Source organism: Enterococcus sp. AZ196, assembly GCF_050498845.1.
GTDB lineage: Bacteria > Bacillota > Bacilli > Lactobacillales > Enterococcaceae > Enterococcus_A > Enterococcus_A murrayae.
The window spans coordinates 451,721-470,242 of record NZ_JBIPAM010000002.1; the positions used below are offsets into that span (position 1 = coordinate 451,721).

The window sequence follows — 18,522 nt, forward strand, 5'->3', positions numbered from 1 at the left end:
CGATCACGGGTGTTATTTGTTTATATTTACTGAACAAGATTATATGAAATAAATCTCAATAATAATCTAAATGCTGGTACTAGTACCCAAAAGCTCGAAAACGCTTTAATTATAATCAATAATAAGTTACTCTTCATATTGAAAATAAATAGATGGGGGTTCATCAAAATGGAGAGAAAAATTGTTGCGGTGACGGCTTGTGCGGCAGGGATCGCACATACCTACATGGCCGCGGAGTCATTAGAACAAGCAGCTAAGCGAATGGGGTATGGGATCAAAGTTGAAACAAATGGAGCTATTGGAGCTGAAAATGTTTTAACAGCCGAGGATATCGAACAAGCAGATGTAGTCATTGTTGCTTCAGATATCAAAATCGATCCAATCCGTTTTACCGGTAAGCGACTTTTTGTGACAAAATCGATTCCAGCGATCGAAGATTCAGAGGCGCTGATCAATCAAGCATTTGAAGAGGCTCAGGTTTTTGGGAAAAAAGGTTCGAAGGTCGGAAAGATCCAAATAGGAAATGATAAGGAAAAAGTCAACTTCTTCACCCATATCATGAGCGGTATCTCTTACATGGTGCCGATGGTTATCGCAGCTGGTTTGATTTTAACAATTGCGAATTTGTATGCGTTTCAAAAAGATGATTTAGGTCGAATTGTTAATTGGGGTTTTGATAATAAAACACAGATGGGCTTTCTGATGTCTAAGCTGTTTTATGTGGGTCAAATTGGTTTCAAGCTGATGATCCCACTATTCGCCGGATTTGTGGCGAATTCGATTGCGGACAAGCCAGCAATTGCTCCAGCGATGATTGGTGCCTATCTTGTAAATGATCCAGAATTTCTTAATACAGAAGCTGGCGGCGGTTTTATCGGTGCGATTGTAGTAGCGTTTATTGTTGGATATCTTGTTAAGGGCTTGAAGAAAATCAAATGGCCAAGATTGCTGGTGCCTATTGTACCGATTATGATTATTCCATTTATCGCGACAGCTATTATTACGTTGATCGTTCTGTACATCATCGGTAATCCGATTGCTATTGGAATGGACGCGATGTATCAAGGGTTAACCAATCTAAACAATAACTATGCAGGGGCGCCGATCTTAATCGGGGCAATCTGTGGAGCGATGATTGGATTTGACTTGGGCGGACCAATCAATAAAACAGCCTTGGTATTTGGAACAGCGATTTTCACTGATACGTTGACAAAATATGGGATTGAGGGTGCGAATTTCGTTCCTGGAACAGCGACGCAAGCTGCTATTTCGGTTGCGCCTTTAGGGGTTTGGTTAGCGACGATCCTATTCAAAAAGAAATTCTCAAAAAATGAGAAGATCGCAGCCAGTGCAGCTTTTGGTATGGGGATCGTAGGTGTGACTGAAGGTGCCATTCCTTTTGTCGCGGCGGACCCAATTCGCATGATTTTCTCTAATGTGGTTGGATCTGCGGTTGCCGGAGGGTTAGCGGCAGCTACCGGATGCAAGTTTTACGGTGGGATCGGGTCGCCCTTAGGAACATTTATTGGTTATATTGAGCAGCCGGTTCCTTTTATCACATGGATTTTATGTGTAAGCGCGGGGATTTTGACAACAGCTTTATTGATTGGTTTCACACGAAAACAGGTAGTAAAAGATAGTATTGTGGAGCAAGAAGAGCAAGATCATTTAATGGAAACAGTAAACGAATAGGCAGGTAGAGGAAAAATGAACAGAGAAGTATTTAATCAAGACCATATATTGTTTGATGAAACATCGACTACTCAGGAGGAGGCTTTTAAAAGGATTGCTACATTTGCGTTTGATTCAGGCTTCGTCTCCGATGAGCAAGTATATTTTGAAGGGCTAAAAGCAAGAGAAAAAGAGGCGACGACAGGCTTCAAGGATCATATTGCAATCCCCCATTGCAAAAGCAGTGTAAACAAGAAACCAGGCTTATTTTTGATCAAATTCAGTCAGGAAATTCCTTGGAACGCATTGGATCAAAAGCCAGTCAAGGTGGCGTTCGGATTGACTATTCCTGAAGAAGGAGCGACCGAGCACTTAAAATTGCTAAGCTTGATCGCTAGAAAATTAATTGATAAAGACTTTCGCGACGGTGTCCTGCAGCAGGATGATCCGGCAGCGTTGACTGAAATCATTGATCAAATTGACTTTAAGTAACGAGTTAAGAAAGAATATTTTACGAGTAGGATGGCATTTATGCAAAGAAAAGTTCATGTAATACATCATACGCATTGGGATTTTGAATGGTATTTCACCACAAATGAATCGTTTGTTCAACTGGCTTATCATTTGGATGAAGTGATGCAGGCATTAGAAGAAAAGCAAATTGATTATTATTTGCTGGATGGTCAAATGAGTATTTTAGAGGATTATTTAACTAGTTTCCCGGAACAAGAAGAACGTTTAGCACAATTAGTCAAAAGCAGTAAATTAGCCATCGGGCCATGGTACACCCAAACGGATGAGCTGATCGTTCGTGGCGAGTCAATCGTCAGAAACTTAAATCTAGGGATGAAACTGGCTGAATCACTAGGTGGCTATATGAATATTGGTTACCTGCCGGATTCCTTTGGACAGAGTAAAGATATGCCTAAAATTTACAATGGATTTGGAATCCAGCAAGCTGTTTTTTGGCGAGGTGTGCCGAATGAGGTCACGACGAAGCGTGAATTTCATTGGAATGCGGAGGATGGTTCACGTGTTTTGACCTCAAATATAAAAAATGGTTATTTTGTTGGAGTCGGTTTGATTTATTCTGAGGACGCTGATTCACTAGTCGAAACGATTTCGGAGGGAGCTACTGGCGAGGACCTCGTACTACCAGTAGGCGGAGATCAACGGTATATTGATTTCAATTTACGTGAACGGATAGAGGTATATAACCAAAAATTAAAAAATGTCGAGTTAATTGAGAGTAGTTATGATCGTTTTTTTGCCGCAATCAGTGAGAATGAGCTTCCGGTGGTCGAAGGCGAATTTATTTCTAGTTCTGTTTCAAAAATTCATCGTTCCATTTATTCCTCACGTTATGATCATAAATACTTAAACGACAAAGTTGAACGCAGAATGATCTATCAAGCAGAACCTTTAATGGTGATGGCGGAAAAATGTGGGATACCCTATAAAAAAGGATTACTAGATCGAATTTGGAAGCTGCTGAATAAGAACCACGCCCATGATTCAGCGGGAGGGTGCAATAGTGATAAGACCAATCAGATTATTACAGATCGCTTTGTAGAAGCAGATCAGCTTTCGTACTCATTAGTTGATTATCTGACTAGAAAAATTTCTGAATCGCGAATGAATGTATCCGAGAATGAATTGATTGTCTTTAATACGCTGCCTTGGAAAAATAAAAAAGTAATGAAGTGTGAAGTTTCCACGCTATTTGCAGCTATCTCATTGGAGAAGGACGGAAGTATGGTTCCATTTGAACTGATAAGGACTCGAAAAGAGTTTTCCGGCTCCATTCGTCGAGAAGAAACGGATCAAGATCCGGCTAATTATTATTTTATTCATGAATTGTTAGTCGAAGTGGAAATCCCCGCCCTCAGCTTTGTGACCTATCAAGTAGTTGAGAATACGGTGCAGAACAATAAAGAGTTCTCGAAAAAGAGTTCAGGACATTCAATTGAAAACGCCGATTATCAAATCATTTTTGACGCCGGTGAGTTGTCTTTAATAGATCGAAAAGAAGGAACGACCTACAAAAACTTTTTAGCATTTGAAGATAGCGGCGATGAAGGAGATACCTACGATTATTCGCCTCCTTATACAGACTATAGCTATCGGCTGGATTTAGCAGAAGCAAGCTGTGAAGCGACACAGGACACATTACGGTCTAAATTGGTCTTTAATGGTGAATGGAACATTGCCAAAGATATACAAGAACGTGAATGGAAAAAAAGAACACAAGTGATCCCGTATCAACTGACAATTGAACTGATGAAGAACAGTCATCAGATTCAATTTCATTTAGAGATCGAAAATCAGGCTAGCGATCATCGAATGAGGGTATTAATTGATACACCAAATAAAAATGATTTTTCGTATACAGATACCCCTTTTGGCACCATAAAAAGAGCGGTCGAGGATCGCCACATTGATGATTGGAGGGAATTGGGTTGGCGAGAGGAACCAACTGCGATTTTTCCGATGCTGACGTATGTTAATAGCCATACTCCGACATCCAGCTGGACGGTCTTCAGCAAGGGAATCAAAGAATATCAATTCGTAGGAGAAGACTTCCAGACGATTGCTTTGACACTGTTTCGCTCGGTTGGTTATCTGGGTCGTCCCGACCTGCTTAGACGTCCGGGGATAGCTTCAGGAAATGAGTTCAAGTATATTCCGACACCAGATAGTCAATTAAAGAAAAAACTGACCTTCAAGTTTGCACTTCAGCTGGATAAAAATTATCAGCCAGCCAAACTTAGCAAGGACTATTTAAATTACGCGATGAGCACTCCCTATTATCAGATTCAGGAGTTGAATCGTTTCACTACAACACTGAAATATTTTGTATCAAATCCTTTAAAAAATAAAGTGGTTGCGCAAGAGGGCATCGTCTTTGACAGCGACAAGCTGGTTTTCAGTTCATTGGTAAAAACGATGGATGAAGCCGGGTTTGATATTCGCGTGTATAATCCAGATTTTTGCCAGGAAGTTAATGGCGAAATAATTAAAGGATCACATGAAATGAGCTATACATTTGTGGATCTTAAGGGCAATGCTGTTTCTTCAACAGAAAAAAATGATACTATTCCTCTAGGAACCTTTAAACCAGGAGAAATAAAGACGATCCATATCGTTGATTGAGGAGAAATCATATGCAAGAAGACATTTTCATTTTAATTGAGTCCTGTCGGTTGAATTTTACATCTGTAGAGCAGGTGATCGCGGATTATCTTTTGAGTAAACAGGCCGCTATGACGATTGATAAATTATCAGAGCATCTGGCTGTATCAAAATCCTCTATTACAAGATTTTGCAAAAAGATCGGATTGAGTAACTACAAGGAGTTGATCTTTCTATACAAGCTTTCTTTAGATAACGAAGCTTCAAGCCTGTCAGTGTCATCAAAGATAACTGCAGCCTATCACTCGCTCGCGACACGCAGCGACAGCAACTATTCGCAAGAGGTGGTAGATGCCTTTTGCGAACTGCTCCATCAGCATAAAATCATTCATTTTTTTGGCAAAGGCTTTAATTCCTATGCAGGTGCTGATTTTCAATTCAAGTTTTCCAGAGTGGGCAAGTATGTGCGAGTGATCGCGGATGAGAACTCCATTTTAATGTCGGCCAATTTTGCTAATAAAGATGAACTGATTGTAGTTTCAAGTTTGCGTGGAGATGATGAAGAATTGCTGGAGGCGATGAAGATCGCAAAAGGAAGAAATGTCTCGATTTTATTGATCACGTCGAATCGGTATTCGCAGCTGATTCCCCATGCAGATGTTGTCTTGATCGCCGCCAGCTTCACTAGAGAAGAAGCGTTGGGAAATATCTCACCCCAAATTCCGATCCTTATTCAGCTGGATATGGTTTATGAAAGATACATCCATTTATATTCTGATGCCATCGCTCAATGGCTGGAGTCGGAACAAATATTGCACAAGTAAAAAGGAGTATACATGAAGAATTTTCCTGACAACTTTTTGTGGGGAGCTGCAATGTCTGCACCCCAAACAGAAGGACAAAGTTTAAATTTTGGAAAAGCAGCGACAACATGGGACTATTGGTTCCACACAGCACCTGAGAAGTTTCATCAAAATCAAGGACCGGAAATCACGTCTGGCGTATACGATCATTACTTGAACGATTGCCGTCGAATGCAGGATATTGGATTAAATTCATTGAGAACCTCCATTTCATGGGCACGCCTACTTCCAGATGGAAAGACAATCAATCAAGAAGCCGTTGATTTTTATCGTCAATTCTTTTCGGCTATGCTTGATCATGGGATAGAACCAATGATTAATCTGTTTCATTTTGATATGCCGATGTGGCTGATGGATCAAGGCGGATGGGAAAATCGACGCTCTATTGAAGCCTTTGCTTTTTATGCGAAAACGTCATTCGAATTGTTTGGTGATCTTGTTAAAAAATGGACAACCTTTAATGAACCGATTGTCCATGTCGAATGCGGATATCTTTATCAGTACCATTACCCAGCGATCGTTGACTTTCGGCGGGCGATCCAAGTTGCTTATCATACATTGCTCGCTCACAAGGCAGCGGTAAAGAAATTTAGAGAAGTGACTCGAACCAGCGAGATCGGTATCATCCTGAACATTTCTCCTACTTACCCGAGGAGTGAGGCAGAAGAGGATGTATTGGCAGCTTTTCAATCAGATTTATTGAATACTCGCAGTTTTTTAGATCCGGCGGTGTTAGGCACTATTCCTGAGGAACTAACCGAGCTGCTGGCAGAACATGACCTGCTGCCGGAGAGAGAGGCGGGCGATCACGAGTTGATTAAAGAAAACTTAGTTGATTTTATCGGTTTGAATTATTATCAGCCACGGCGTGTGCAGGCACCTATTGCACCGAAAAAGCCTGCAGAAATGCCTGCAGATTTTTATGCAGCATATGACTGGCCGGATAAAAAAATGAATCCTTATCGAGGCTGGGAAATTTATCCCGAAGCTCTTTATGATGTGGCACTCATGATGAAGAAAGAATACAACAACATTCCATGGTATGTGAGTGAAAATGGGATGGGGGTAGCAGATGAGGAACGTTTCATGAATGACTCTGGAGAAATCGAAGATGATTATCGAATCGAGTTCATGAAAGAGCATTTAAGCTATTTACATCAAGGAATCCTTGAAGGCAGCAACTGCTTTGGGTATCACGCTTGGACATTTGTGGATTGCTGGTCATGGTTAAATGGCTATAAAAATCGGTATGGGTTTTATAGGCTGGATTTAGATACACTGGAACGTTCAATGAAGAAGAGCGGACGCTGGATGAGAGCAGTAAGTGAAAAGAATGGATTTTAGGTGATTACAAATGAGCTTAGCCGTATTTGATATTGGCGGAACAACAGTCAAACATGGGGTATGGATGAATCAAAGAATCAGTCAGGTTTCCGCATTTCAAACCCCAGAAACATTTGAAGAGTTGTTGGAAAAAATGAAACAGACGATCAATGCTTACAACAAACCTTTTGAAGGGATCGCGATCAGCGCACCGGGGGCAGTTGACCAAGAACAAAGAAAAATACTAGGTATCAGTGCAGTCGATTATATTCATCAACGTCCGATTTTCGATGAACTCGAAAAGTATTTTGCGCTTCCTGTATCAATAGAAAATGACGCAAATTGCGCAGGAGTTGCCGAAGTGGAGCTTGGTGTCGGCAAGGATGCACAAAACATTGCTTTTGTTGTTTTAGGGACAGGAGTAGGCGGGGCACTTTTTATTCGACGGGAACTATACAAAGGAAGTCATTTATTTGGCGGTGAAGTAGGACTATTGAAAAGCCAACATACCCAAACCTTCAGCCAAAACGGTACCTTAGTCAAAGCTGCAAACTTTTACTCTGATCAAACCAATACTAAAGTAGAGGGAAAAGAGCTTTACGAGCTAAACCAAAATGGTGACTCACTTGCTGCGGAGCTTCTAAACGATATGTATCAGACCATAGCAAGTAATCTCTATAATATTCAAGTAATGCTTGATCCTGAGCTGATCGTTTTAGGCGGAGGAATCTCTAAGCGGCCAGAGTTAGCAGAAGAGCTTTCCAAGCGATTGTTGGAGCAGCTTGAAGCAGAAGGTGTTGGAGAAATAATGCCTACAATCAAATGCTGTAAGTTTCATAACGATGCCAATTTGATCGGTGCGGCATTGAATTTCCAAAAAAGAACTTAGAAGATCTGATGCTTTCTTTTTGAGCCAAAAGGCTGATTTGATTAATTGAATAAAACTAGCTGACACCTGCGATAGTTAGAGTCGCAGGTGTGTTTTTATGTTTTTCAACCGTTTCAAAATCAACTATAGGGTCAAAAGGAAGTTTGTTTACTCATAAATTCCCACTATAGGATCTAAATACTCATTAAGTCCGAAAATTTTTTCTAAGGTTTGTGTATCTAATGATTCAATTTTCGTGGTGATAAGATCCTCATATTCATAGCTGTCTTCCCATATTTTCCACAGCTCAAAAGGACTATTTAACGATTTCAAATAGTCTGAGAAATACTCATAGAAATTTTTCCAGCTATAGATATCAATATAGTAAACAAAAGGTTTGGTTGTGTACTTATGAATAACGCCCTCGTCTTGATCCTTCGTTACTGTAAAAATTTCTTCAGAATCATCCGGGAGTAAAAATATTTTTTCTTCAGGATCAACATTTTTTGGATCAATGGCAAAATTTTTCTTCAAATCGGTGAGAATGCTGGCAAAATTTTCTTGGCGTCTAAGATCGTTTAACGACATAAATTCTGAAGAAACAATGTGAGAAGAAATCTTTAATTTATGATTACTAACTAAATACATACCTATGGACATGGGAAGCCTCCTTTTTGCATACTATTATACAAGTTTTTAGTATAGCTTATCATAAGATTTTATTGATAGTAGGAAGCTCTCTAAAAGATAAAGAAATGAACTGAACGATTAACTGCTTGTTTAAAAAGACGCTAAATCCCTAATGATATCAGTTTCTTTAGCGTCGATAAGACAATTTTTCGCGAGGTCTTTGAAATAATAGAAATCAGTGAATCTAAGTGGGCAGCCTTAATAAGATACTGACTGATTTGGAACGTTCAAAATGAGGGAGAAGGGAATGTATCAGTTCTGATCGTCCGTTCGTGAGCAGTTACCAAGTGAAAGCGTTCTTGACACTGTGAAAACAGGGTTTTATAATATGTCTAATAGACATATTATGGAGGTGCGATAATGTTTGATTATCTGGTAATAGGTATGGTTCTTTACGAGGAGTTAACTGGATATGATATCAAGAAGAGAATCGAAGTGGGTGTGGGAAACTTACTAAAGGCTAGCCACGGACAGTTATATCCTGCTCTAAAAAAGTTGACTGATAAAGGCTATTTGATGATGAATATGCAAATGCAGGGAAGAAGGCAGAAAAAATATTATATAGCCACGGATGCTGGTAAAACTGCATTTAAAGAATGGCTTGCTACCCCATTTGATCCAAACAAAGACGGGGATAATTATTTAGTGAAATTATTTCTGATTGGTGAATTGCCAAGAGAAATACGTACCAAACGGTTACAGGAATATGAATTTCACATTCGCAAGCAGTTACATCATCTAGAAATGGTAGAAAAACAGATTCCAACTGAAAAGTTGAGTGATCGGAATTATTTTGAGTTTGCTTCCTTTTACTACGGCTATCAAACCCTGCACAATATGCTCCGATGGGTAGAGTATATCAAAGAACAGAAGCCGCTTTCAGGATATTTATGTGTAAAGGATGAGTAGATATGAATACTACTATACCAGCAATTAAGGTAAGAAATCTGACCAAGTCCTATAAGGAAAAGAGTGTACTAAAGGGAGTTAACCTCACGGTACCACAGGCGAGCATTTTCTCTTTGTTAGGTTCTAACGGGGCGGGGAAAACCACAATCTTAAAAATTCTGGCAACGCTATTGCGACCAGATAGTGGAAGTGCTGAGATTTGTAGTTTTGATGTTGTAAGGCAAGCAGGGCAAGTGCGCAGCCATATTAGTCTGACGGGACAGTTCGCAGCTGTAGATGAATTATTGACAGGTAAAGAAAATTTATGGACTATTGGAGAACTGCGACATTTGCTTGATAAGAAAGAACAAGCTGACGAATTAATGGAATTATTCCGTCTCACAGATGTAGCTGATCATCCAGTTTCGACCTATTCCGGCGGTATGCGTCGTAGACTAGATATTGCCATGAGCATGATGGGAATATCCCCTGTCATATTTTTGGATGAGCCGACATCGGGGCTTGATCCACAAAATCGGCTGGCCATGTGGGATATTATAAAATCAAAAGCAAGTGCAGGCACAACCATATTTTTAACAACACAATATTTAGATGAGGCTGAATATTTGGCCGACCATGTTGCAGTTTTGCATGAAGGAGTCATTATAGCGGATGGAACCGCAGATGAGCTAAAAGACCTACTGCCGCGAGGGATTGTACAGCTCCAATTCAAAAATAAACCTGAGTTAGAGAAAGCAATTGAATTACTACGTGAGTACAAGGTTTTCAACGTTGAATGTGAATGTAGATTAGATGTGCAAACAGATGGCGGGGCAAAGCAGTTTGCGGATATTCTAAACCTTCTCAATCAAAAGAATGTTGAAATATTAAAGTTCTGCCCCAAGCAATCAACGCTTGAGGATGCGTTCCTGACATTGATTGGAGAAAAAGAGGGAGGACATAATCCATGAACAGTATGAGAGAGGGTTCTCTGTTAAGAGACTCAAGGACAATGTTTATACGAAGCTTGAAACTATCATTTAGAAGTCCAAGCGCAATTGCATTAGCTTTGATGATGCCAGCTTCAATACTGGCGATATTTGTCTATGTGTTTGGTGGGGCGATGGACTTAGGCGGTGTTAGTGTTGCTAACTACATTGTTCCCGGGGTAATCGTGTTAACCATTTTACAAAGTACACCTGCAATTTCTGTTCGTTTAAACAATGATATGACCAAAGGAGTTATTGATCGCTTTCGTACGATGCCGATTGCAAAAGCTTCTATTTTAGTAGGGCATGTTACGGCGGCCATTTTACAAAGTATTATTACGGCAGGGATTGCAATTTGTGTTTCATTATTGGTCGGCTTCCGACCACAGGCAGGAGTCACTGAATGGATCATAGCTGTGGTAATTATTATTTTATATATCGTTATGGCAATGTGGTTAGCGGTATTGATTGGCGTATTTGCAAAAACCTCAGAGGAAGCATCCGGCTATATGCAGTTAATCGGAGTGCTCCCGTTTCTTAGTTCAGCGTTTGTGCCAACCGAAACTATGCCGCGCGTACTTCGCATTGTGGCTGAGAATCAGCCAATGACACCAATTATTGATACAGTGCGTGCCCTACTCTTGAGTCAGCATTTAGCAACCAGCACACTAGGCATGGCGTTAATATGGTGTATTAGCTTAGCTGTTGTATTTTGTGTGTCCGCCCTCCATATATACAAACAGAAAGCAGCACAGTAAATCATTGGAGTTAGATTCATAAAACACACATAAATTAATTAGGAGATGTTGGGGACAGGAAGTTCGATAATACAGAAAGTCGTATCCCCGAAAGTTATGAATATTTCAAAGGTATTTATGAACGAATCCAGCAATAAAATTAATTCTAAGTAACTTTTCGAGACATTCTAAAGAAGTGACCTAAAGCTAACTTTGGTCGATCAATCCAGAGCTCTTTGATTTTAGGACTTTAGCTTTTGGGAGAAATTGTAATAAATAAGAGCGATTATTCCACCGACGAGTGAAAAGGATGCTAGGACCCAATAGGCGAACTTTAGATTAATAGCATTGTTGATTGCACCGACTAAGACAGGGAAAAGCGTCATGCCAACTGCATAGATTGCTTGAAAGAACCCCATTGCGCTTGATTTTTTATGTAGTTCGATGCCTTCCATGGCTTCAGAAGTTAGTAGTGAGAATAAAATTCCAGTACCAACACCAGGAATGGTTTGTAAAAGATAGAAAATAGGTAATGCATTAGCCAATGGAACAATAAGACAATAAAGTGCGAGAAATCCAAATGACATGAATGTCAACCATTTTCTACGTTGCAGATTCAGAGATAAGGTGGAACTAATACGAGAAAAAATAACGGCTGAGAACATATAAATGATCGATGATAATCCAACTTGGAAATCAGTAGCGCCTTGTTCCTTGATCAGTTGATTAGTAAATGACATTGTCGTAGACATCTGGATGCCTTGTTGAATTAGTGCTAAAAAAGAGAATAAAATTAATTTTGGTTGTTTACCAACAGCTAATAGTTCTTTTGCATTAACAGTTATTCTAATTTTTGTTTTTGTTTTTTTAAGATTCAATGAAATAACGAATCCGGAAAACCCGCTTAAAACACTTAATAAACAAATATTTGCCATACCAATCTGATTATATAAAAGGCTGCTGGTGATAAAACCAACCAGCATACCAATATTATTCGTCATGATAATTTTACTTGTAGCGGCGTTTTGCATGTGATTATCGTGTAGGCTAAGATAGTAAACCATGAAAGAAATCCAGGTAGCACTAGCAAAGCCTGAAAAAATATTTCCTAATAGAAAACCAATGCCGTTTTGAAAGAGGAGGCGAAATAAGGAAGCGACTCCAGCACACAAGGTACCTAGCGAAATAAACAAGCGATGGTTCGGTCGTAAATCTGCTATTATACCTACTGGCAAACGGAGTGCTAACTGTGAAATACCATACGAGCCAATGATAATTCCGATGAAACTCGCGGATACATTGATTGTGGCTAAGTAAGGAGTTTGGTAAGGAATATAAACATATTGGGCAAACCAAAATAACGTAACGATTAACAGTAATAGATTCTTTTCTCGTTTTTTTATGATAACCACCATCCTTCATGATTTAAAAATTCAAGGACAAGCATAACGCAAAATGTGAAAAAAAAGCAAATAAAATTTTATTTGTGAATTCGCTTGCATTTCAAAAAGGAGCATGATATATTGTGGGTGTAAATTTAATAACCGCGTTCGTTTGACGCGTTACTGGTAATGCAGGCGAGATCAAGTGTACGTAAATGATAACCATGTCCTATGGTGTTATTTATGTATATTTGATCTTTTTTTGTCGAATAAGCACGGACCTTTGGCCAAAGGAAATTGACGTTCATACAAACTAAATTTTTGGAGGATTAGAAAATGGATAATCATGATGTTGCAAAACGAATCTTGGAAGAAGTTGGCGGTAAAGAGAATGTTTCAAGTTTGACTCATTGCTTTACTCGTTTGCGCTTTGTGCTTAAGGACAAGAGCAAAGCAAATAAAGAGGTCATTTCAAATACGGAGGGAGTCATCCAAGTAGTCGAGGCTAGCGGTCAATTTCAAGTAGTTTTAGGGAATAAAGTTGAAAAGGTCTATGATGAAATGATTCCAATGGTGGGTGAATTACAGGAAACAAGCAATGAGGAGGATGAAAAAGTAGGGATAGGCACGAAAATTTTAAATACAGTGGCCGCAATCTTTACACCAACAGTTCCTGCAATTGCAGCCTCTGGTATGTTGAAAGGAATTCTGGCGGTGGCGGCGTTGATTGGGCTGAATATGTATCAAGTCGATATTAAGGAATTCAACACCTATATTATTCTTAATGCTGCTTCTGACGCACTATTTTATTTTATGCCGATCATTTTGGCACGTTCGGCGGCCAAAGTCTTTAAAACAAATGATTACATTGCCATGATTTTAGGAGCAACGCTTTGCTACCCTGCAGTTGTTGATTTAATGACTGGAGAAAATCCAGTGACCTTGTTCGGTGTAGGAATTACACAGGCAAACTACGTATCGTCAGTGGTGCCAATCATAATTGCTATTTTTGTATTGGCATATGTTGAGAGATTCGTTAAGAAAATCATGCCAGAAGTGTTAAAAATCATCATGGTTCCAACAGTATCATTATTGGTTATGGTTCCGGCAACTCTAATGGTATTTGGACCGATCGGTATTTATTTTGGAAATATTGTTAACTGGGCATACTACTATATTATGGGGCTAAGTCCAATTTTGTTAGGAGCCTTCATTGGTGGAATCTGGTGTGTTCTAGTTATCTTTGGTGCCCATCGAGCAATTATACCAATCGGGATTAATGATGTTGCGAAAACAGGTCGTCAAAATCTACTTGCTTTCGCCGGTGCTGCTAATTTTTCTCAAGCTGGTGCGGCCTTAGGTGTATTTTTAAAAACAAAAAACAAAAACTTAAAAACGGTGGCTGCATCAGCTACTGTAACTGCCTTGTTTGGGATTACTGAACCAGCAATCTATGGGGCCAATTTACGTTTAAAAAAACCAATGATCTATGCTGTGATCAGTGGCGCGTTGGGAGGAGCTTTAATGGGATGGGGCGGTTCTTATGGGAATGCCTTTGCTAATCAAGGTATTCTGACCATTCCTGTCTATGCTGAAGCTGGCACGAAAGCATTTGTTTGTTATCTATTAGGCTGTTTAATTGCTTTTGGCGGAGCATGTATCATGACGGTTGTTTTGGGTTTTAAAGATATTCCAGAAGAAAATGCGAAAAAAGTTCAAGAAACATTGGCGGAAGCAGTTAAGGAAGCAATTAACGATGATTTAGTTTTTGAAGATAGCAATTTAGTAGTAGATTCACCGGTAGAAGGTCGGGCGATCTCATTATCGGAAGTTTCAGATGAAGTTTTTGCTTCTGGCGCGATGGGTAAGGGAATTGCCATTTATCCAAGCAAAGGAGAGATCGTCGCACCAATGGATGCAACAGTCAGTGTTCTCTATCCGACGATGCATGCTATCGGCTTAACGTTAGATAATGGTGTTGAAATGTTAATTCATATAGGGATTGACACAGTGAATTTAGATGGAAAATTCTTTGAAAAGCATGCGAATGTTGGTGATCGATTGAAGAAAGATCAGCGAATCGTTTCCTTTGATATGGAGGGGATTGAAAATGCTGGGTACGATTTAACAACATCAGTGATTATTACTAATTCCAATAACTATGTAGCTATTGGCTCAACGAAAGACAATCACATTGAAACAAGCAGCAATCTATTGTTCTTTCTGACGAAGCCAGCAGTATAAATTGATTTTAAGCTGCATGGGACCTGTAGTTTAGTGACTGTTACTCATTTTAAGAGATTAATAAGGAGCGTATAAATATATGAAAAAATTCGATGAAGATTTTTGGTGGGGAGCCTCTTCCTCTGCTTTTCAAATAGAAGGAGCTTGGGAAAAAGATGGTAAGGGAGAGTCCGTTGCAGACCATAATTCTTTTACTCGCTCTGCTCAACAAGCGGATACGAAAGTGGCGAGTGATTTTTATCACCACTATGAAGAAGATATCAAAATGATGAAAGAATTGGGGTTGAAAACGTATCGTTTTTCTTTATCTTGGACACGGATTATTCCAGATGGAGATGGCGAGGTTAATGAAAAAGGGATTGCATTTTATAATAAGATTATTGACTGCTTGATCGATAATGAGATTATTCCTTTTATTACCCTATATCATTTTGATTTACCATATGCACTTGCTGTAAAGTATAATGGATGGGAATCTCGGGCTTGTGTGGATGCTTTTAGAAGATACGCTCAAATATGTTATCAAGCTTTTGGCGATCGAGTGAAGCATTGGCAGGTGAATAATGAACAAAACTTAATGATTCGAGTAGACGAACGTATGAACATGTATGATGTGAAGCTGGAAGACAAGGAACGAGTGCGTGCTCAAATGGATTATCATATGTTTGTTGCCCATGCTCATGCGACGAATGATTGTCACGAAATGATTTTAGGAAGTAAAATCGGACCAGCAGTTTCTTCAACGATGACCTATCCTGCTTCGAATAAGCCAATGGATGTTTGGGCAGCCAAAATGAATGATAATTTCAAGACAAATTATGCTTTAGAAATGTATTGTTTTGGACAATATCCTGGCTATTATCAAGAGTTTTTAGACAAGGTCGGCATTGCCCCAGTAGTTCTGCCTGAGGACAAGGTGATCCTCGCTGCGGCGAAACCAGATTTTATTGCGTTGAATTATTATCGAACACTGGTGGCTAGCTACTTACCGGTTGACGATACGCATGCATTGGGTGTTCGTGAAAAAGATGTTGACTTTGATCTTTATGGCTATTTCCAAGTTGAAAAGAATCAGAATTTAAGTGCTACAGAGTATGGTGCACAGATTGATCCAATGGGATTACGACTGGTCCTGAATGAATACTATCGTCAATTCCGACTACCACTGATTATTACTGAAAATGGATTAGGATCGGCGGATGTCTTGACTGAAGATGGAAAAGTTCATGATCAGTATCGTATCAATTACATCCGTGATCATATCTCAGCTTGTTATGATGCGATTCAAGATGGTGTTGAATTATTTGGTTACTGCCCTTGGTCAGTCATGGATTTATTAAGTTCGCATCAAGGGTTTAAGAAACGCTATGGATTTGTTTATATAAATAGAGAAGATCATGATTTGAAAGATTTACGACGTATTCCTAAAGATAGTTTTTATTGGTATCAAAAAGTAATTCAGGATCATGGACTGACAGACTAGAGAAAAGATAAGGCGGTGAGTCAATGCAGGTGCTAAAAGTGATGAACAATTCACTCGTTTTAGCCTTAGATGAAGCAGGTACTGAGTGTATTTTGATGGGAAAAGGCATTGGATATAACAAAGCAATTGGCCATGAGATTCAAGAAGATGAAATCGAAAAGGTGTTCATTTTGACGGATAATAAAATGCTAACGAACTTCGTTCAATTAGCCAGCACCTTAGATGATACTTATATAAACTTGGTTAAAAAAATCATTGATTATGCCGCCAGCAGCTATCAAATAGAGGTAAAAGACTACCTCTATTTGTCTTTGTCTGATCATGTTTCATTCGTTGTAAGACGTCTTGAAGCGGGAAATGTTGGTGAGAATTTTAATTACCCTGATGTGATGTTATACCATAAAAATGAGTATCAAATTGGACGATATGCAGTAGAGCTAATAAATAAAGAACTTCAAATTCGATTGCCTGATAGTGAGGCAACAGCTATCGGACTTCATTTTGTCAATGCCAAGATGGAATCCTCTTCACATCAAAGAGGTCAGAGTATCGCAAAACTAATGAATAATTTTGAGAAAATCGTTCAAAGAATCGTGGGTGGAAAGATAAACCGTGATACATTTACTTACTCTCGCTTTTTGACCCATTTAAATTACTTCAGCGAACGGGTCTATGAAGGAAAACTTTTTCCTGATGAAGATAAAGAAGAATTGTACCAAACTTTAGCCACAAAAATGACGAAGGAAGTAGCTATTATTAGAGCCTTTGAAATTTTTATTTACAAAGAATTTGATTTGAATATCACCAAGCAAGAGAAAATCTATTTGCTTGTTCATCTGCATCGAATTGTGGAGGAACAGGAGCAAGAGGAGTAAAAGGAAAACTTATGTTATTCAAATTACTCGTTTCGGACGTTTCGCAATTCAGCTTGCGGAGCGTCCCTTTTTTATGACTCAATCTCACCTAAATAAGATTGGAAATTCTTTTTTATGAAACAAACAAGTGATATGACCAACAAAATGCTTTAAAAAGGGATGTTTTTTTAGAAAGTAATACCACAAAAGATATAATTATAGGTCTGTTTTATAGAGACCAAACTGTTTGATGCTATTTCCTGATATACTAATGACAAATCGGAAAAAGTGATAAGGAGAAATTACATGAAAAAAGTAATTATGGGTTTGGGTATTTGTCTTTGTTTAGTTAGTATTGCAGGGTGTAAGATTGAAAAAAAGTCGACAAGTAAAGAGAGTAGCGGCGTAGTTATGGTTTCAGAAAAATACTCAAGTACCAAGATGACCAAGAGCAGTACAGAGGCTAGGGAAGAGGTTAAGAATAGTTCAAGTGACTCAATATCCGAGCTATCAAGTGATCCAAATGCTGCGTTCTTTTCCCAACTGCCAAAAGAGTTTACGTTCACTAGCGGCGCGGGTGGTTGGCAAACTGTCTTAAAAATGGATGGTAAAGGTGGGTTTACCGGTATTTATGCCGATTATGATGCATCAGAAGTTCATCAATGTGATTTTAAGGGGAACTTCAAAAATGTGGAGCAGATTTCGGAGTTTGAATATAAGATGAGTATCGGAAATCTAGAGGTTATCGGTCCTCAAGCTGGTAGAGAAGGAAAATATGAGGTGATACCAACTGATCGTATATACGGATTAGATGATGCAAATGAAATGAGGGTTTATTTACCAGGCAGGTCAACCACTGATTTACCAAAAGAGTTTATTGATTGGATGTATCATCCGATGAAACTTACTTACGACAACCTGGAACCTGAGCTGCCATTTTATGGAATATATAATGTTGGTGGTAAACAAGGATTTTCTAGTGAAGATGTTGAAGGGTACAGAGAAAAGATGACTGCGCAGGTCCAAGAAAAGCAAAATGATGCGCCAGTTAATATGACCGGAAATTGGACAATCAAATATACAGATGATTCTACAATAGGAAGCTTTGAGGTGAAAGAAGACGGTACTGGAGTCATACACAGTACAACCACATTAATGGGGCAAGAGGGCGACTTACCGTTTGATGAGATAGAATTTAAAAAGGATACAGAGGCAAGCTGGGATAATGGTTATTACATTCGTTTCAAGAAACCTATGGAGCATAACGATTTAGTGATGGAGAAACGAGTTGTTTTAGTTGACCAGAATAATTTCCGAATGATTAGTTATACCGAGAGTGGAGTCAATAATGGATCAATTAATAGATAGGAGTATGCTGACAGGCGAAGGATTTTGACT

General features: G+C 39.1%; 15 protein-coding genes. 13 read left to right on the top strand and 2 right to left on the bottom strand.

The window, feature by feature from the left end:
• The first annotated feature begins 168 nt into the window (after positions 1-168).
• From IGI67_RS19905 to IGI67_RS19930, 6 genes are read left to right on the top strand one after another with little or no spacing between them, the layout of a single operon-like run.
• Complete coding sequence (locus IGI67_RS19905) at positions 169-1,692, top strand: PTS fructose transporter subunit IIC (RefSeq protein ID WP_429958990.1); 1,524 nt, start codon at positions 169-171, stop codon at positions 1,690-1,692.
• A gap of 15 nt (positions 1,693-1,707) precedes the next feature.
• Positions 1,708-2,163 (top strand): PTS sugar transporter subunit IIA, encoded by a 456-nt coding sequence (locus IGI67_RS19910; RefSeq protein WP_207109667.1) that lies wholly within the window; start codon positions 1,708-1,710, stop codon positions 2,161-2,163.
• 39 nt (positions 2,164-2,202) lie between these two features.
• Positions 2,203-4,824, top strand: a complete 2,622-nt coding sequence (locus tag IGI67_RS19915) for a glycoside hydrolase family 38 C-terminal domain-containing protein (RefSeq protein ID WP_429958991.1) — start codon at positions 2,203-2,205, stop codon at positions 4,822-4,824.
• Positions 4,825-4,835: 11 nt separating this feature from the next.
• Entirely contained in the window at positions 4,836-5,627 is a 792-nt protein-coding gene (locus tag IGI67_RS19920) for a MurR/RpiR family transcriptional regulator (RefSeq protein WP_207109665.1), read from the top strand.
• A gap of 12 nt (positions 5,628-5,639) precedes the next feature.
• On the top strand, positions 5,640-7,010 hold the full coding sequence (locus IGI67_RS19925) for a glycoside hydrolase family 1 protein (protein ID WP_429958992.1): 1,371 nt from the start codon (positions 5,640-5,642) through the stop codon (positions 7,008-7,010).
• 10 nt (positions 7,011-7,020) lie between these two features.
• The gene (locus IGI67_RS19930) at positions 7,021-7,878 is read left to right on the top strand and encodes an ROK family protein (protein ID WP_429958993.1); all 858 of its coding nucleotides are present in this window, start codon (positions 7,021-7,023) and stop codon (positions 7,876-7,878) included.
• Positions 7,879-8,025: 147 nt separating this feature from the next.
• On the opposite strand, the gene IGI67_RS19935 is transcribed toward IGI67_RS19930, so the two are convergent.
• Complete coding sequence (locus IGI67_RS19935; RefSeq protein ID WP_429958994.1) at positions 8,026-8,517, bottom strand: hypothetical protein; 492 nt, start codon at positions 8,515-8,517, stop codon at positions 8,026-8,028.
• Positions 8,518-8,907: 390 nt separating this feature from the next.
• On the opposite strand from IGI67_RS19935, the gene IGI67_RS19940 reads away from it, so the two are divergent.
• Genes IGI67_RS19940 through IGI67_RS19950 form a run of 3 tightly spaced genes read left to right on the top strand, consistent with a single transcriptional unit; the run spans position 8,908 to position 11,182 of the window.
• Positions 8,908-9,456, top strand: coding sequence for a PadR family transcriptional regulator (locus IGI67_RS19940; RefSeq protein WP_429958995.1), 549 nt, complete (start codon positions 8,908-8,910; stop codon positions 9,454-9,456).
• A gap of 2 nt (positions 9,457-9,458) precedes the next feature.
• Complete coding sequence (locus IGI67_RS19945) at positions 9,459-10,406, top strand: ATP-binding cassette domain-containing protein (RefSeq protein ID WP_429958996.1); 948 nt, start codon at positions 9,459-9,461, stop codon at positions 10,404-10,406.
• Between the two features lie 5 nt (positions 10,407-10,411).
• Positions 10,412-11,182 (top strand): ABC transporter permease, encoded by a 771-nt coding sequence (locus IGI67_RS19950; RefSeq protein ID WP_429958997.1) that lies wholly within the window; start codon positions 10,412-10,414, stop codon positions 11,180-11,182.
• 221 nt (positions 11,183-11,403) lie between these two features.
• On the opposite strand, the gene IGI67_RS19955 is transcribed toward IGI67_RS19950, so the two are convergent.
• Positions 11,404-12,573, bottom strand: a complete 1,170-nt coding sequence (locus IGI67_RS19955; protein WP_429958998.1) for an MFS transporter — start codon at positions 12,571-12,573, stop codon at positions 11,404-11,406.
• A 306-nt stretch (positions 12,574-12,879) separates the two neighbouring features.
• Between IGI67_RS19955 and IGI67_RS19960 the strand changes: the two genes are divergently transcribed.
• The 4 genes from IGI67_RS19960 to IGI67_RS19975 all read left to right on the top strand — a co-directional run bounded on the left by IGI67_RS19960 (position 12,880) and on the right by IGI67_RS19975 (position 18,492).
• Positions 12,880-14,787: a beta-glucoside-specific PTS transporter subunit IIABC gene (locus tag IGI67_RS19960; RefSeq protein ID WP_429958999.1), complete on the top strand. Its 1,908-nt coding sequence runs from the start codon at positions 12,880-12,882 to the stop codon at positions 14,785-14,787.
• A 79-nt stretch (positions 14,788-14,866) separates the two neighbouring features.
• Positions 14,867-16,270, top strand: a complete 1,404-nt coding sequence (locus IGI67_RS19965; RefSeq protein WP_429959000.1) for a glycoside hydrolase family 1 protein — start codon at positions 14,867-14,869, stop codon at positions 16,268-16,270.
• A 23-nt stretch (positions 16,271-16,293) separates the two neighbouring features.
• Positions 16,294-17,145, top strand: a complete 852-nt coding sequence (locus IGI67_RS19970) for a PRD domain-containing protein (RefSeq protein ID WP_207109659.1) — start codon at positions 16,294-16,296, stop codon at positions 17,143-17,145.
• Positions 17,146-17,430: 285 nt separating this feature from the next.
• Positions 17,431-18,492, top strand: coding sequence for a hypothetical protein (locus tag IGI67_RS19975; RefSeq protein ID WP_429959001.1), 1,062 nt, complete (start codon positions 17,431-17,433; stop codon positions 18,490-18,492).
• The last annotated feature ends 30 nt before the right edge of the window (positions 18,493-18,522 follow it).

Coding starts and splice junctions, on each gene's coding strand:
- IGI67_RS19905 (WP_429958990.1), top strand. CDS start 169: ATGGAGAGAAAAATTGTTGCGGTGACGGCTTGTGCGGCAGGGATCGCA.
- IGI67_RS19910 (WP_207109667.1), top strand. CDS start 1,708: ATGAACAGAGAAGTATTTAATCAAGACCATATATTGTTTGATGAAACA.
- IGI67_RS19915 (WP_429958991.1), top strand. CDS start 2,203: ATGCAAAGAAAAGTTCATGTAATACATCATACGCATTGGGATTTTGAA.
- IGI67_RS19920 (WP_207109665.1), top strand. CDS start 4,836: ATGCAAGAAGACATTTTCATTTTAATTGAGTCCTGTCGGTTGAATTTT.
- IGI67_RS19925 (WP_429958992.1), top strand. CDS start 5,640: ATGAAGAATTTTCCTGACAACTTTTTGTGGGGAGCTGCAATGTCTGCA.
- IGI67_RS19930 (WP_429958993.1), top strand. CDS start 7,021: ATGAGCTTAGCCGTATTTGATATTGGCGGAACAACAGTCAAACATGGG.
- IGI67_RS19935 (WP_429958994.1), bottom strand. CDS start 8,517: ATGTCCATAGGTATGTATTTAGTTAGTAATCATAAATTAAAGATTTCT.
- IGI67_RS19940 (WP_429958995.1), top strand. CDS start 8,908: ATGTTTGATTATCTGGTAATAGGTATGGTTCTTTACGAGGAGTTAACT.
- IGI67_RS19945 (WP_429958996.1), top strand. CDS start 9,459: ATGAATACTACTATACCAGCAATTAAGGTAAGAAATCTGACCAAGTCC.
- IGI67_RS19950 (WP_429958997.1), top strand. CDS start 10,412: ATGAGAGAGGGTTCTCTGTTAAGAGACTCAAGGACAATGTTTATACGA.
- IGI67_RS19960 (WP_429958999.1), top strand. CDS start 12,880: ATGGATAATCATGATGTTGCAAAACGAATCTTGGAAGAAGTTGGCGGT.
- IGI67_RS19965 (WP_429959000.1), top strand. CDS start 14,867: ATGAAAAAATTCGATGAAGATTTTTGGTGGGGAGCCTCTTCCTCTGCT.
- IGI67_RS19970 (WP_207109659.1), top strand. CDS start 16,294: ATGCAGGTGCTAAAAGTGATGAACAATTCACTCGTTTTAGCCTTAGAT.
- IGI67_RS19975 (WP_429959001.1), top strand. CDS start 17,431: ATGAAAAAAGTAATTATGGGTTTGGGTATTTGTCTTTGTTTAGTTAGT.